The sequence below is a fragment of the Vibrio sp. 10N genome (assembly GCF_036245475.1).
GTDB lineage: Bacteria > Pseudomonadota > Gammaproteobacteria > Enterobacterales > Vibrionaceae > Vibrio.
The window spans coordinates 1,768,871-1,783,438 of the sequence record NZ_BTPM01000001.1; the positions used below are offsets into that span (position 1 = coordinate 1,768,871).

15 protein-coding genes are annotated in these 14,568 nt (G+C 46.2%); 4 read left to right on the plus strand and 11 right to left on the minus strand.

Annotated features, from left to right (window positions below):
* Positions 1-82 precede the first annotated feature (82 nt).
* Positions 83-1,120 carry an extracellular solute-binding protein gene (locus tag AAA946_RS08135; RefSeq protein ID WP_338164402.1) on the plus strand — a complete coding sequence of 346 codons (1,038 nt, stop codon included), beginning with the start codon at positions 83-85 and terminating at the stop codon, positions 1,118-1,120.
* 224 nt (positions 1,121-1,344) lie between these two features.
* Here the strand turns inward: AAA946_RS08135 and cobB are convergent, their stop codons facing one another.
* From cobB to AAA946_RS08190, 11 genes are all read right to left on the minus strand, one after another.
* On the minus strand, positions 1,345-2,079 hold the full coding sequence (cobB, locus tag AAA946_RS08140; protein ID WP_338164403.1) for a Sir2 family NAD+-dependent deacetylase: 735 nt from the start codon (positions 2,077-2,079) through the stop codon (positions 1,345-1,347).
* A 132-nt stretch (positions 2,080-2,211) separates the two neighbouring features.
* Positions 2,212-3,432, minus strand: coding sequence for an ammonium transporter (locus AAA946_RS08145; RefSeq protein ID WP_338164404.1), 1,221 nt, complete (start codon positions 3,430-3,432; stop codon positions 2,212-2,214).
* A 353-nt stretch (positions 3,433-3,785) separates the two neighbouring features.
* Positions 3,786-4,217 carry a hypothetical protein gene (locus AAA946_RS08150; protein WP_338164405.1) on the minus strand — a complete coding sequence of 144 codons (432 nt, stop codon included), beginning with the start codon at positions 4,215-4,217 and terminating at the stop codon, positions 3,786-3,788.
* A 16-nt stretch (positions 4,218-4,233) separates the two neighbouring features.
* Positions 4,234-5,223 (minus strand): formate dehydrogenase subunit gamma, encoded by a 990-nt coding sequence (locus tag AAA946_RS08155; protein ID WP_445206100.1) that lies wholly within the window; start codon positions 5,221-5,223, stop codon positions 4,234-4,236.
* Between the two features lie 95 nt (positions 5,224-5,318).
* Positions 5,319-5,927 (minus strand): formate dehydrogenase FDH3 subunit beta, encoded by a 609-nt coding sequence (fdh3B, locus tag AAA946_RS08160; protein ID WP_042501521.1) that lies wholly within the window; start codon positions 5,925-5,927, stop codon positions 5,319-5,321.
* Positions 5,928-5,938: 11 nt separating this feature from the next.
* Positions 5,939-8,794, minus strand: a complete 2,856-nt coding sequence (locus AAA946_RS08165) for a formate dehydrogenase subunit alpha (RefSeq protein WP_338164406.1) — start codon at positions 8,792-8,794, stop codon at positions 5,939-5,941.
* A 9-nt stretch (positions 8,795-8,803) separates the two neighbouring features.
* A complete protein-coding gene (locus AAA946_RS08170; protein ID WP_338164407.1) occupies positions 8,804-9,022 on the minus strand; it encodes a twin-arginine translocation signal domain-containing protein in 219 nt (72 codons plus the stop codon).
* A 57-nt stretch (positions 9,023-9,079) separates the two neighbouring features.
* Positions 9,080-9,703 carry a TorD/DmsD family molecular chaperone gene (locus AAA946_RS08175; protein WP_338164408.1) on the minus strand — a complete coding sequence of 208 codons (624 nt, stop codon included), beginning with the start codon at positions 9,701-9,703 and terminating at the stop codon, positions 9,080-9,082.
* 12 nt (positions 9,704-9,715) lie between these two features.
* On the minus strand, positions 9,716-11,377 hold the full coding sequence (locus AAA946_RS08180) for a 4Fe-4S binding protein (RefSeq protein ID WP_338164409.1): 1,662 nt from the start codon (positions 11,375-11,377) through the stop codon (positions 9,716-9,718).
* Between the two features lie 254 nt (positions 11,378-11,631).
* Positions 11,632-12,213: a DUF3306 domain-containing protein gene (locus tag AAA946_RS08185; RefSeq protein ID WP_338164410.1), complete on the minus strand. Its 582-nt coding sequence runs from the start codon at positions 12,211-12,213 to the stop codon at positions 11,632-11,634.
* Entirely contained in the window at positions 12,203-12,694 is a 492-nt protein-coding gene (locus AAA946_RS08190; protein ID WP_338164411.1) for a DUF3305 domain-containing protein, read from the minus strand. The genes AAA946_RS08185 and AAA946_RS08190 overlap by 11 nt, the downstream gene beginning before the upstream one ends.
* A gap of 135 nt (positions 12,695-12,829) precedes the next feature.
* Between AAA946_RS08190 and AAA946_RS08195 the strand changes: the two genes are divergently transcribed.
* From AAA946_RS08195 to AAA946_RS08205, 3 genes are all read left to right on the plus strand, one after another.
* Positions 12,830-13,654, plus strand: a complete 825-nt coding sequence (locus tag AAA946_RS08195) for a formate dehydrogenase accessory sulfurtransferase FdhD (protein WP_338164412.1) — start codon at positions 12,830-12,832, stop codon at positions 13,652-13,654.
* A 156-nt stretch (positions 13,655-13,810) separates the two neighbouring features.
* Positions 13,811-14,167 (plus strand): acyl-CoA synthetase, encoded by a 357-nt coding sequence (locus AAA946_RS08200; RefSeq protein WP_338164413.1) that lies wholly within the window; start codon positions 13,811-13,813, stop codon positions 14,165-14,167.
* 8 nt (positions 14,168-14,175) lie between these two features.
* Positions 14,176-14,523 carry a GlpM family protein gene (locus AAA946_RS08205; protein ID WP_338164414.1) on the plus strand — a complete coding sequence of 116 codons (348 nt, stop codon included), beginning with the start codon at positions 14,176-14,178 and terminating at the stop codon, positions 14,521-14,523.
* The last annotated feature ends 45 nt before the right edge of the window (positions 14,524-14,568 follow it).

Consider the following 14,568-nt stretch of genomic DNA (forward strand, 5'->3'; position numbering starts at 1 on the left):
CAAAGTAGTGTGGGAAACCCTACTTTCCCATATCGTCATGTCTCTTAGAGACTCTTTGTTTACCAATACAAACGGAAAAGTAATGAAAAGCAAATTGTATGCAGGCGCACTATGTGCGGCGACTCTCTTCACTACCCCGGCGTTTGCAGCCAACGAAGAACTTTACTTCTACAACTGGTCTGAATACATTCCTAGCGAAGTACTGGAAGACTTTACTAAAGAAACTGGCATTAAAGTCATCTACTCTACTTACGAATCTAATGAGAGCATGTATGCGAAATTGAAAACGCAAGGCTCTGGTTACGATCTCGTGGTTCCTTCTACTTACTTCGTATCTAAGATGCGTAAAGAAGGCATGCTTCAAGAGATAGACAAAGAAAAGCTAGCTCATTATCAAGATCTAGATCCTAACTATCTAGACAAGCCTTTTGACCCAGACAACAAATTCTCTATTCCTTATATCTGGGGTGCAACGGGCATTGGTATCAATACCGATATGCTTGATCGCTCTGCCGTAAGCTCTTGGGGTGATTTGTGGGACCCTCAGTGGGACGGTCAGTTAATGATGATGGACGACTCACGTGAAGTATTCCACATTGCACTCACTAAGCTTGGTTACTCACCAAACACGACGAATCCAGATGAAATAAAAGCGGCGTACGAAGAGCTTAGAAAGTTAGTGCCTAATGTACTGGTATTTAACTCAGACTTCCCTGCAAACCCTTACCTAGCGGGTGAAGTTTCACTTGGTATGCTTTGGAATGGTTCAGCGTACATGGCTCGCCAAGAAGGCGCTTCTATCGATATCGTATGGCCTGAAAAAGGCACGATTTTCTGGATGGATAGCCTAGCAATCCCATCTGGTGCGAAGAACACAGAAGCTGCTCATAAGATGATTGACTTCCTACTTCGTCCAGAAAATGCAGCGAAAATTGCGGTTGAGATCGGTTACCCAACACCGGTTAAAACGGCTTACCCATTACTTCCGAAAGAATTCGCCGAAGATCCAAATGTATTCCCACCACAAGAAGTGATGGACTCAGGTACGTGGCAAGACGAAGTTGGTGAAGCTGGCGCGCTTTACGAAGAATACTTCCAGAAGCTAAAAGTCGATAACTAATTTTAGTGTTGACCTAAAAACAAAGCCCTCCTTTGGAGGGCTTTGTTGTATCTAGTCTTCCTAAACGTCTCATCCCCTTGAAAAAGGGGTTCTTCTATCGCGCGCTTAGCCTACTTCAATGATTGTTACCACCCAGCGCGCTTCAGGAGATACTCGATTTCTCGAGGATGACGGAATGTTGGTATGGCATAATACACAACAGGCAATACGTAATAGGTATAGCTTTAAGCAGTATTACCTTGAGTCTGCAACTCCAAAATCTCTTTGACTAACTTAGGCACTTCAATACTCGCCTTACCATAGCGCTTTTCTTCGAACTCACTCTGCACTGCGCTAGGCTCTAGGTTAATCTCAATAGTATGAGCACCATGCATTTTAGCGTCATGGACAAAACCTGCTGCCGGATACACCACGCCCGAGGTGCCAATTGAGATGAAAAGATCGGCTTTCTCAATGGCAGCATAAATGTCGCCCATTCGAAGTGGCATCTCACCAAACCATACTATATGAGGTCTCATTTGCGACGGAATTTGGCAGCAATGGCATAAATCTCCAGTCAGGATATCTTCTTTGGTATCGATAACTTGGCCTGACTCTTCGCAGCGCGCTTTCAACAGCTCGCCGTGCATATGAATGATATTTTCGCTTCCGCCACGCTCATGAAGGTTATCAATATTTTGTGTAATGACGGTAACACTGCCCTCTAACTCTTGCTCAAGATTACCTAGCGCAATATGTGCAGCATTGGGCAAGATATCGTCATGCTGGAGTTTGCGACGACGTTGATTGTAGAAGTTTTGGACAAGTTCTGGGTTACGAACAAAACCCTCGGGTGTAGCCACGTCTTCTATTCGGTGGTTTTCCCAAAGCCCGTCTTGTGCTCGGAACGTTTGAATACCTGACTCAGCAGAAATACCCGCACCGGTCAAAACAACGACATTTTTATAGGGAAACTTCATAGACCTTCCTTGTGCTGACTTATTGTTGTACCAATAAGAGTATCATGGAACGAATAACAGCAATAGTTTTAGGGATTAGACCATGGTCTAATCCCTACTATATTTCAGTGAGTTACGAAGCTAATCGAGCATTTAGTCCTCGTTTGTTGACGAGATCTTATGAATCGCTAAATCTGCACCTTTATATTCATCTTCTTCAGAAAGACGCAAACCCGTGATTTTATCAAGAATGCCATACACCAAACCGGCACCGATTAGCGCAATGACGATACCCGCCGCGGTTCCAACCACCTGAGAAGCGAAGCTAACGCCCCCCAAACCACCCAGTGCTTGCTGACCAAAAATACCGGCAGCGATACCACCCCAAGCGCCACACAAACCGTGCAGCGGCCATACGCCTAACACATCATCAATCTGCGTTTTATTCTGTAAATAAGTAAATACCCAAACAAACAGAGCACCGGCAACACCGCCAGTAATGAGGGCGCCAATAGGATGCATTAGGTCAGAACCGGCACAAACTGCAACCAAACCTGCTAGAGGTCCATTATGAATAAAGCCTGGGTCATTTTTCCCGGCAAACAGAGAAGCTAAGATGCCGCCTACCATCGCCATTAGTGAATTCATTGCGACTAAACCGCTAATACCCTCTAGAGTTTGTGCTGACATTACGTTAAAACCAAACCAACCAACACTTAAAATCCAGGCACCGAGCGCTAAGAAAGGAATATTAGAAGGAGCAAAGTTGGTGTGTTTACCAGCACGAATACGCCCTTTTCTCATCCCTAGGAAAATCACGGCAACTAACGCAATCCAGCCCCCAACACCGTGAACAACGACTGAGCCTGCGAAGTCATGAAAGCCAGCACCAAAGCTCACTTCTAACAGACTTTGAAACCCAAAATTGCCATTCCAAATCATGCCCTCAAACAGCGGATAAACAACACCCACCGTGAAAAAAGTTGCCAGCAACACTGGGTAGAACCGAGCGCGTTCCGCTATACCACCAGAGACAATGGCGGGGATCGCTGCTGCGAATGTAAGTAAGAAGAAAAACTTCACTAATTCATAGCCATTGCCCGTCGACAAGGTTTCCGCATCCGCAAAAAACGTACCGCCATAAGCAACCCAATAGCCGATAAAGAAATAAGCAATGGCCGAGACACCAAAATCTGCCAAGATTTTCACCAAGGCATTCACTTGGTTTTTATGCCTTACCGTCCCCACCTCAAGAAATGCAAACCCAGCGTGCATTAAGAACACCATAATGGCACCCAATAGTAAGAAAAGCGTATCTGAACTCTGAGTGAGTGTTTGTACTGCACCATGTACGTGCTCTACAGAGGGGGTCATAAGTCGATTACTCCTTTATCATTTAGTACTGGCACGCACCAAAAGCGTGCTACATCGTATTGCTTCACACCAATTTGGTGAGCGCAATTTTTACTGAACGACAGTTAGAGCAAAGAACGTTCCAAGTTAATAGGAACAATATAATTTAGTATAACCTAATGAATTTAAAGGAATTATAATTCATAAGGTTTTCTAAGACTGCTACGCCACACGGCTTAAATGCACCATATAAGGGATAGCGCACCAATTTGGCGTGCACTGTAATGTTGCATTTATGTTGCTGACTCTCATCTAAGAAGATAAAAAAAGGGTTGTAGTCTAACTACAACCCTTCTCGATATACCCACCAAATCTTATGGCAGATGTTTGATTGGCTCAGCACTTTCTCCAAACGTCATCGGTATGTTTTGCTTAAGTTTGTTCATGCCAGCAAACATACGAATGATCCAGACCACAATCGCAACCGATGCGAACAGCATACCTACATAAGGGATGAAGTTAGCAATCTGGTCGAGCCAAGTTGCCTGATACCAATAATGCGTTACGCCTTTAAGCAAGCCATTGGAGGTTGCTACAGTGACAATTAACACAACAAAGAAGGTCAGGTTGAGAAAGAAGGTTCTGATCAACCCATAATAGTGAGAATTAACCACATCACTATCCTCTCCTTTGTCCAAGCGATAGCCCGCATAGACTATAGCGATAACGCCTGAGATTAATAGCGTAAAAGGCGTAAAGAGGCTAAGAATGTAAGCTATCCAAATACCTTTGTGTTGTTGGTGCATATTCTTGATCTCTCCCTTAACTCATATCGCTGCGTGTTTTAGCATCGCTAGGTGGTGATTTTTCTGGTTCAGGTGTTGGGTTATCGAGCTCGTGTTTGACTTCCTCATACCAAAGGTCGTGATGCTCCTTAGCCCACGTTTCGTCAACTTCACCTGTCACCATACCTTCCAAGGCCCCTTCCATACCGAACAAGCCGATATAAATATGGAAAATGAAACCACAGATCAGGATCAATGCCGCCAGCATATGGATAAGGTTTGACCATTCCATATCACGACGTGTTTGACCGAAGATTGGAAAATCGAGGATAAGACCACTTGCCGCAACGACAGCACCAACAATGATCAACATCCAGAACAGAACTTTCTCACCCGCATTAGAGAACCCCGCCGATGGATGACTGCCCTTATGCTTACCGGCCATGCCGCCTAACTTCATAAACCACTGCACATCCACTTTTGTGAAAATAGATTTACTCCACCACTTAATAAGCAGTGCTACTAGGAGGACAAGGAACATAGGGCCCATATAGTTGTGGTACTGTTTCGCCAAATAGACGGTCCAGCCCCACAAGTCTGTCGGGACGTAAGGCTTCATAAAGTGCTTGCCATAAACCAGCATAAGACCACTGAAGGCCAGCGTTAAAAATACAAACGCCATACTCCAGTGGAGAGCTCGATCCATTCGACTCCATCGTTGCAGTTTTCTGCCCGTTCTGGCGCCAGAGAGTTTCATCGGACCGCCAATGAAATACGCTAACATCACAAGGGTAATACTACCAAAGATGGCGACCGCGCCAGCCGGAGACATCCACTTCTCTTTTAAGATGTACCACGTTTCACCAGGTGTACTGATTAACACACCGTGTTCAGGAGACGCAGAGGTGGTTGTCCCCTCTACCCCTTCTTTCACCATGCGCCAATAGTCAGCACCAGCAAGCTGTGTCATCTCACCTTGAACAACTTTATTGCTCTTACTTTCTTCAGCATGTACGCCAAACGACATCACAAGAACCACTGCTGCCAACACTGGCAGCAGTAATTGGAAGACAGAGCCAAGCAAACCTTGTTGTTTAGACAAAATAGCCATTGCTCTCTCCATTAGCTTTTAGTCGCGTCGTAAGCTAGGTCGTTGCCATCGGTCCAGCCCGCATCTTTCGCACCGCGTTCCACAACACGTTGACGGAAGATATCTGAAACTTTCGCTGCATCACCCGCCAGTAGCGCTTTGGTTGAACAAAGTTCAGCACACATTGGCAGCTTGCCTTCAGCAATACGGTTTGCACCGTACTTAGCACGCTCTTCCTCTGAATTATCTTCCGTTTCAGGGCCGCCAGCACAGAAAGTACATTTGTCCATTTTTCCGCGCTCACCAAAAGCGGCTTGTTTCGGAAACTGAGGTGCGCCAAATGGGCAAGCAAACAGACAGTAGCCACAACCAATGCATAGATCTTTGTTGTGAAGTACGATGCCATCTTCTGTACGCTCGAAACAGTCTGCAGGACATACCGCCATACAAGGTGCGTCGGTACAGTGCATACACGCCACTGAAATCGAGTTTTCGCCCGGAAGACCATCATTTAACGTAACCACGCGACGACGCTGAATACCCCATTGAAGTGCGTCGTCATTTTCGTTTTTACATGCGGTGACACAGCCGTTACATTCAATACAACGTTTGGTGTCACATAGGAATTTCATATTAGCCATTAGGTGACTCCTTACGCTTTCTTAATGTTACAGAGAGTGACTTTGGTTTCCTGCATCTGAGTCACTGGGTCATAACCATAGGTGGTCGCTGTGTTAGCCGCTTCACCAATGACGTAAGGCACGGTACCTTCTGGGTATTTGTTCGTTAGGTCCTCTCCTTGGAACTTACCGCCGAAGTGGAATGGTATAAACGCCAGACCCGGTTTCACGCGAGGTGTCACCATGGCTTTCACCTTAATGCGCCCTTTCTCTGCACCTTCAACCCACACCATGTCTCCGTCTTTGAAACCGATGTCATTAGCGTCTTTCGGGTTCACCTCAACAAACATCTCGCGTTGAAGCTCTGCCAACCATGGGTTAGAACGTGTTTCTTCACCACCACCTTCGTATTCAACCAAGCGGCCAGACGTCAGAACAATTGGGTACTCGCCAGATACGTCTTTGTCTTGTATCGATTTGTACATGGTCGGCAGACGATAAATGGATTCGCTGTCATCCCACGTTGGGTAATCAGCAACCAGATCTCGTCTTGGTGTGTAAAGTGGCTCACGGTGCAGTGGCACGCGATCCGGGAATGTCCATACAATGGCACGCGCTTTTGCGTTACCGAAAGGCATACACCCATGCTTAATAGCAACGCGCTGGATACCGCCTGACAAGTCGGTCTTCCAGTTCTTACCTTCCGCTGCCGCTTTTTCCTCTTCGGTGAGGTCATTCCACCAACCTAACTGCTTGATCAGCTTGTCGGTAAATTCTGGATAGCCATCTTCAAGTTCACACCCCAGTGAATAGCTATCTTCAGCCAATAAGTTATTGCCCTCAAACTCAACACCAAAACGAGCACGGAAGTTACCACCACCATCGGCAACGGCTTTCGACGTATCGTAAAGGATATGGGTACCTGGGTGTTTCATCTCTGGTGTACCCCAGCATGGCCAAGGCAGTCCGTAAGTTTCGCCATTAATCGGGCCGCCTTCTGCTACCAATGAGGTTTTATGGAAGGTGTGCCAATTTTGCTGGTGCGCTTTGATGCGCTCTGGACTCTGGCCTGTGTAGCCAATCGTCCACATCCCTTTGTTGAACTCTCGAGTAATGTCTTCGATGTTTGGCTGATTATTCTCAACGGCAACGTTTTTGAATAACTCTTTCTCGAAACCAAGTTTCTTGGTGAGAAGGTACATGATCTCATGGTCAGGCTTAGAGTCGAAGAGTGGTTCGATAACCTTGTCACGCCATTGAAGCGAGCGGTTCGAGGCAGTCACAGAACCATAAGTTTCAAACTGGGTGGTTGCTGGCAGCAGATAAACACCATCCGTACGGTTGTTCATTACCGCCGCGTGAGTTGGGTATGGATCGACAATCACCATCATGTCCAACTTCTGCATCGCTTTTTGCATCTCTACGCCACGGGTTTGCGAGTTCACCGCATGACCCCAGTAGAACATGGCACGAATGTTATCGTTTTGCTCGATGTTGTCTTTGTTTTCCAATACACCATCTATCCAACGGGACACAGGGATGCCCATGTTGTTCATTGGTTTTTTGCCACGATATTCATTTTGGTCAAAACGAGCTTTCACCCATTCGTAGTCCAAATCCCAGACTTTCGCCCAGTGTTTCCATGAGCCTTCTGCAAGGCCATAGTAGCCAGGTAGTGTGTGAGAAAGAACACCTAAGTCGGTTGCACCTTGTACGTTATCGTGACCACGGAAGATATTTGCACCACCGCCCGACTTACCAATGTTACCCAGAGCAAGCTCAAGTACACAGTAAGCGCGAGTATTGTTGTTACCCGTAGTATGCTGCGTACCACCCATACACCAAATGATGCTGCCTGGACGGTTTTCAGAAAGGATCTTCGCAGCTTTATAAACATCCGCTTCGCTAACGCCAGTCACGCGCTCAACTTCTTCTGGGTTCCATTTCGCCACTTCAGCACGGATTTCATCCATACCGTATACACGTTGGCGAATGAACTCTTGATCTTCCCACTTGTTGGCGAAGATGTGCCATAACAGACCCCAGATAAACGCAACGTCAGTACCCGGACGAAGTGAACAATAGTGATTTGCTTTTGCTGCTGTTCGCGTGCGACGAGGATCGGCCACCACTATTTGGCAACGGTTCTTCTCTTTAGCAATCAAAATATGCTGCATAGCTACCGGGTGCGCTTCAGCAGGGTTTGAACCAATGAACAGCATCGACTTACAGTTGTGCATGTCATTGAAAGAGTTGGTCATTGCACCATAACCCCAAGTGTTCGCAACACCGGATACTGTTGTAGAGTGACAGATACGCGCTTGGTGATCGACGTTATTGGTACCCCAAAGTGACGCCATTTTGCGGAACATATACGCTTGTTCGTTGCTGTGCTTTGCACTGCCCAGCCAGTAAACGGAATCTGGACCAGACTCTTTGCGGATCTCTAGAACTTTGTTGCCGATCTCTTCAATCGCATCTTCCCAGCTCAACTTCTTCCACTTGCCGCCTTCAAGTTTCATTGGGTACTTAAGACGACGCTCACCATGGCCATGCTCACGCAAGGCCGCGCCTTTCGCACAGTGACCACCAGCGTTAAATGGGTGATCAAAGGCTGGCTCCTGGCCAGTCCACACGCCATTTTGTACTTCGGCATAGATACCACAACCCACTGAACAGTGAGAACAGATAGTACGTTTGACTTCCGTTTTCGCGTCTGCCGGAACCGATTCGGCGTGTGCTTTTTTGATCATTCCTGGTGCGAACGCATAAGCACCTGCGGCTAAACCACCTGCCGCAATAGAAGAGTTACGCATAAATGCGCGACGGCTAAGTCCTAGCTTGTTTTCATTTTTGCTCACATTGTCGGAGCGTTTGGTTAGTTTCATGCTTTGCTCCTACAGTGTGTCGTAATAATCTTTAACATGCTGTGTTTCACGATAACCTGTTTTCTTCTCGTCATCGGATTTCACATCAACTAGCTCAGTGTTAGTTGCTGCATGTGCGGTACCTGAGATCACTGCGCCGGCGACTGCTGCTGTGGTCAAGCCCTTTAATAGGTTTCGACGATTTTCGTTAAATTCACTTTTATCGTCACGTTTGGTTTGTTTACTCATAGTTTGCTCCCTGAGTGGATACCTATCCGTTGTGATGGCATCTCTCGTTAGCTGACATTACTTAGTGGTTATATTTTTTACGTCTATTTTCATTTTCGTCTGCGTAGTGCCAGGGTTTTGCGCATAGCTCACCTGCTCTACATCGAAAAATGCTTGCATTAGTGCCGCGACAGACGGATAAAACTGAGCACTGGGTGCTGTTTCAATCTGACGGCACAAATCTGTGTACCAAGGAGACAGGTGGTGATTAAAGAATGCTTTCGCCTCTGTCTCTTTTTGTTGGTCAATAAGGTGCGCGAGTACCTCACACACCGCAGAAATATGATCTTCAGGCTCTTTAACCAACTCTTCACGCTCAAGGCCTAACAGACTCAGGTCATGACGAAGAACAGCCAACGGCTTATCCATCAATGAGCCTGTTAGATGCCATGACGCAAATGGAATCACCTCGCCTTTACCGATACCAATGAACAGATCTTGATATTCATCCTCCACAGCACTCACTTCTGCATTCTTTGCCGCCTCTGCGAGCCCTTCCCAAGCACTGGTCATTTGGTTAATGCCCGACTCAATTTCCAAAGTAGAAAGGAAATCAAGTAACTCGCGCTCTGGAGCACCACGACATAACGTCGAGATAAGCAGGTAAATGTCACTTCTTAGTTGGTTATTTTCGTTATCCATTGACATCCGTTCCTAGTATTTCAGTTGCTGTTCTGGGTTTTCAGCCATGTTTTCAAACATATCGACGACTCGGCAGTCTTCACACATCGCAATACGGCGCAGTGCCGCGTCATTAGCAAAATGCGAGTGACCGCGTAACTTATCTTGTAGCATGGTGATCATCGATTGAGGTGCGAAAGGCTTACCGCAGCTTAAGCATTCTGCTGCCTTTTCTTCGTGCAATGCCACAACACAGGTGCGTGACGCTTTATCCCAATTAACTTGCTGGGTCAGAGACAGTGCCGATTCCGGACACGCTTTTTCGCACATTCCACACTGAACACAATCTTGCTCAACAAAATCCAAAGCAGGTCTATCACCTTTGTTGTAGAGTGCTTTCGTTGGGCAAACGGCAACACAGCCCATGCATAGCGTGCATTTGTCGGTATCACAGTTCACGGTGCCGTACGGTGCGGTTGTCGGAAGAGGCTGAACGGTATCGGTGACACCGTGTTTATCGGATAACGCATCCAAAGAATGGAATAGCCTTTGACGTTTATTGCCTTCTACGTCTCCAAGGCGAAGACCTAGATCGAAATCAACTAAGGTAGGCAATCCTTCACGCAATGATTCTAGGTATAAAATGTCAATGGTTTCACGCGCCAAACCGAGGTTCTCGAGTAGCTGCTGCGCCATTCCCACTTCACGATTAAGAACGCTTTGAATGGTTTCAGGCATATGACGACTTGCGGCAAATAGCACTTGTGTTGCGCCATTAACCAATGCAGCAAACCAAGTATCAATTCCGACTGAGGGTAGCTCTTCAACCACAACGGGAATCACGTTATCCGGTAATACCTTCAGCGCCATCACGTTATAGCTTTCATGACGTGAGCTGCAGATCAAAACGATCGCATTCTCGCCGCCCTGTTGGTGGTAATTGGCTAGCGTACGCTCGATAAACTTTTGCGTTTCTTGAGGTGTTGGCAGCGCATAATGAATGGCTTCCGTTGGGCAGGCTGTGGCACAAGTTCCGACACCTTGGCAAAGGTATGGGTTTATCTCGATCTTATGACCGATTTTATCGTTACCTTGGCTACTCAATGCGCCCGCAGGACATGCATCTACACAGCGCTCACAGCCTTTTACTCCGCGAGAGCTATGGGCACACATATCTGTGTCTAGACGAAAATACTTCGGTTTGTCGAACGTACCCATTAAGCCAGGAATTTCTTCGAGTGCGTCAGCCAGTGTTGGGTAACCACGACCAACTGGGTAGTAGCCAGGCACAGGTACTTCTTCTGACATGCAGCCGTTAAGAGAATGGTCTACGACAATATCAAAGCAGTCTCTTCCAATTGACACTTCCGCTAAATTGCTATGGGTGTTTTTGTTATGGATATGGACGCTAAAGGTACCTAAGAATCCTGAGATTTCGATGCTGTCGGCATAATAAAGATTGTTATGCTCAGAAGGCTCGCCGTCTGTAGAAAGCAGTGTGACCGAATGCATCGCTGTTAACTGCTCAGCGGTACTGGTGATAATTGCGGTTGGCCCGACAATCAGTGTGTCGCCATGACTTTCATAGCTTACTGTTGGCGGTATTAAGTTGGATAACTCAACGGTATTTTCAAACGCGTAGCAACGCGCACGTCCATTTTTAGATGTCGCTTGTTGTAATAGTTGTTTTATCATCGCTTGTTTCCAGTGTTGGAGTCTTTATGCTCCGTTTATTGGTTTCATATGAACCATTTGCACTAGACTGCAATTACTGTTCCAACTATAAATATGAAAAAAACACTTTATTTATTAGTGCATTAGATAAAAACAACTCAATATGTATGAGGCTATTTGTCGCGTGAGACATTTTGTCTCACTGATTGAGAAATTAAGTTGAGACAAAATGTACCTACTTTCTATGTGGTAAATTTTGTCTCAATTTCAATCTTTTAGGAAGTTTCTGTATCCGAGGTGTCATCATTTACCTGTGATGACTTTGTCTCCATGCTATCGAGAGCATCCTGCTCACCTTCATCACTCTGCACATCTGTTTCGTTCGAAGCTATGACATCAGAGCCCTCAATCTCTTCTTGTTGTTCCAGATTTTCCTCGATGTCTTTCACCCATCCTCTTAGCGTTTCTGCGACCTCACTGGCCAGCGGTTTTACCGCCGAATAATCATGGTCATAATCATTCAGTCCATCGACCACATTAAACTCAGGCTGCATAAACAGTTTTCTCAGTGCCGCTTTCTTGATGGCTTTATCGACCTCCGTGTTAGCAAGAAGCTGAGATATTGTCAGTTCGCTTTCTTCACCTTTTTCGCTGTCAACGTCAATATCGTTGTCAATCGCCAGCTCTTGGTTATCTGACGCCATATCAGGGGTTTCAGGTGCTTCACTGTCTGATGCTAAAGCAGAGGGCGCGACCAATTCCTCATCGCTAGCCACCACCTCTTCTGGCTCATCCTGACGTTGTGATTGTTCCTCTAATTTACGCTGTGACCAACGCGATAAAAAACTATTTGCCACTTGAACGCCCCGCCCCTTTGCGCTTCTTACGTCTTACTTCAAGAAGTTCGCCATGTCTGCCAATGAATGCTTCCATCCATGCCTGAATAGGCAGTGGAATCGGTTTGGACAGCACCAAGTAATCCCCATCCATAAATGACCCAGCCACTGCCTGTGACGCCGTCACCAATATGGGTTTTAGACTCATTTCGTCATGACTATCAAGCACGACGAACAACATTGGATTCTGAGAGCTTAAGTTAAACCGATAATCTGTCCGTTCATCACGGTACAGCTCTAAAATGGCATGAGGTTTGCTGTTGTCTGTGATGTCTAGTTGAAAGCCATCTAGTTCGCGCTGCGTGCTCGTCCAGCGTCCCACTTGCTTTTCAACAACAGACAGGTCGATTTGAATCGGCCATTGATGTTCATTCTTTTCAACCAACTGAACATCAAAAGTAGAAGATTGGTTAGGAATGGATTCAGGAGTTTCTGACTGCATTTCATATCCCTAAATTAGCGTAAGTTATTTGCGTGCCAAAACTTTATTGGTAATAATCGTTTAAGCATTAGTTGAAAACTAAGCAATAATCAAGCCAATGGGCTTGTGCTACTGCCCGACCAAAAGGATATACGCGTGGTTAAACCCAACATTATTAGAACAAGCGAAAATCCCCTTCAAACTATCGAAGTCGACGTCTATGACGAATATGGTGAAAAGCTTACCAAGCAAATCGCCTGCGAACGCCCTTTAACTGTCATGCTGAACTGGAAAGAGATTGTGACGTTAATGACGCTCGGCTCAAGGCCTGACTCTCTAGTGTTAGGCTATTTAAAAAACCAAGGTTTTCTGTCCGACCCAGCAGCGATTGAGTCGTTAATCATCGACTGGGAAACCCACTCTGCAGCCGTCATTACCAAAGAAAATACCGACTTTCTTGAAGAAGCTCTAAAGAAGAAAACCGTCACCTCCGGCTGTGGTCAAGGCACCATGTATGGCAACGTCATGAAGCAACTTGAAGGCTATCAAGTGCCACAAACGCCCCTTAAGCAATCTCAGGTTTATGCGACGCTCGAAGCTCTGATTCATTACAACGACACCTATAAAAAAGCCGGTGCGGTTCATGGCTGTGCGATTTGTAAAGGCAACGAGGTGTTGTCGTTTGTTGAAGACGTAGGCCGCCACAACGCGGTTGATACCCTTGCTGGTGAAATGTGGATTAATGAAGAAACGGGTGACGACAAAATCTTCTACACGACGGGTCGATTAACCTCAGAGATGGTGATTAAGGTCGCGCAGATGGGTATCCCAGTTCTGCTGTCCCGCTCTGGTGTGACTCAAATGGGATTAGATCTTGCCAAACAGTTTGGTATTACGACAATCGCGCGTGCTAAAGGCCTACGCTTCCAAGTCTTTACCGGCGGTGAAAAAGTCGACTTTGATGTGAAAGGCAACAACTAAGCTTGGTGCGAGTCAATCGAAACTAACAGCCTCCTAATTTAGGGGGCTTTTTTAATTAAATTTTCACTCAATAAGAATCGCCTCACAGCCTTCACTCGTCTCCCCCAAGCATTCAAATTACTCTGAGACGAAATACTCAACCATTGCAGAGTCAGCATGAATCTTATCGTTAATGTTCATAAGGGTGTCCGTAAACTCGGATTTGAATGGGCTACACGCCAAGCTTGGAAATGCGGCATGAAAGCTAACCTAGTCACTCGTGTCGTGGGGGTCGCCAAAGGACAAATCGTGTGTGTGATTGAAGGCGTGCGCGCTGAGCTCTCCACAGAGATTAACAACCCACATCACACCGATGAAAAGCAAGGTCGTTATGTATTTGTCGGCGGCGAACTTTGGGAGCCCAACAACCTACTTGCTCCAGCATTCCCGAGTTTTATGTTTATGCATGTACGAAATCTAGGCAGTAAGCACAAATATATGACCGATGATGAACTGCAGTTTAACTTGGCGTAGTTCGTAACATGGTTGCTCTATTTCTAAAGTGTTTGATTGGCGCCGCAGCGGTCATGTTGATTGCCATCCTATCGAAAAGTAAGAACTTCTTCATCGCAGGACTGGTACCACTATTTCCAAGTTTTGCTCTGATCGCCCACTACATCGTCGCGACCGAGCGTAATATGGAAGCGCTTCGTATGACCGCGCTGTTTGGGCTTTATTCGCTCATGCCTTATGCGGCTTATTTAATTGCGGTTTATTACTTTAGCTATCACTTGTCGGTGATGTGGACGTTGTTGTCTGCGGTGTTGGTTTGGGTGATGTTTGCGTATTTGTTGTTGATGGTTTGGGTACGGAATGTGATTGCGGTTTGATCGTGTAAAAACAAAAAAGCCTCGCTTCCGCGAGGCTTAATCTAA

Coding starts and splice junctions, on each gene's coding strand:
- fdh3B (WP_042501521.1), bottom strand. CDS start 5,927: ATGGCTAATATGAAATTCCTATGTGACACCAAACGTTGTATTGAATGT.
- AAA946_RS08175 (WP_338164408.1), bottom strand. CDS start 9,703: ATGGATAACGAAAATAACCAACTAAGAAGTGACATTTACCTGCTTATC.
- AAA946_RS08205 (WP_338164414.1), top strand. CDS start 14,176: ATGGTTGCTCTATTTCTAAAGTGTTTGATTGGCGCCGCAGCGGTCATG.
- AAA946_RS08180 (WP_338164409.1), bottom strand. CDS start 11,377: ATGATAAAACAACTATTACAACAAGCGACATCTAAAAATGGACGTGCG.
- AAA946_RS08145 (WP_338164404.1), bottom strand. CDS start 3,432: ATGACCCCCTCTGTAGAGCACGTACATGGTGCAGTACAAACACTCACT.
- cobB (WP_338164403.1), bottom strand. CDS start 2,079: ATGAAGTTTCCCTATAAAAATGTCGTTGTTTTGACCGGTGCGGGTATT.
- AAA946_RS08150 (WP_338164405.1), bottom strand. CDS start 4,217: ATGCACCAACAACACAAAGGTATTTGGATAGCTTACATTCTTAGCCTC.
- AAA946_RS08190 (WP_338164411.1), bottom strand. CDS start 12,694: ATGCAGTCAGAAACTCCTGAATCCATTCCTAACCAATCTTCTACTTTT.
- AAA946_RS08165 (WP_338164406.1), bottom strand. CDS start 8,794: ATGAAACTAACCAAACGCTCCGACAATGTGAGCAAAAATGAAAACAAG.
- AAA946_RS08135 (WP_338164402.1), top strand. CDS start 83: ATGAAAAGCAAATTGTATGCAGGCGCACTATGTGCGGCGACTCTCTTC.
- AAA946_RS08170 (WP_338164407.1), bottom strand. CDS start 9,022: ATGAGTAAACAAACCAAACGTGACGATAAAAGTGAATTTAACGAAAAT.
- AAA946_RS08200 (WP_338164413.1), top strand. CDS start 13,811: ATGAATCTTATCGTTAATGTTCATAAGGGTGTCCGTAAACTCGGATTT.
- AAA946_RS08155 (WP_445206100.1), bottom strand. CDS start 5,223: ATGTCGTTTGGCGTACATGCTGAAGAAAGTAAGAGCAATAAAGTTGTT.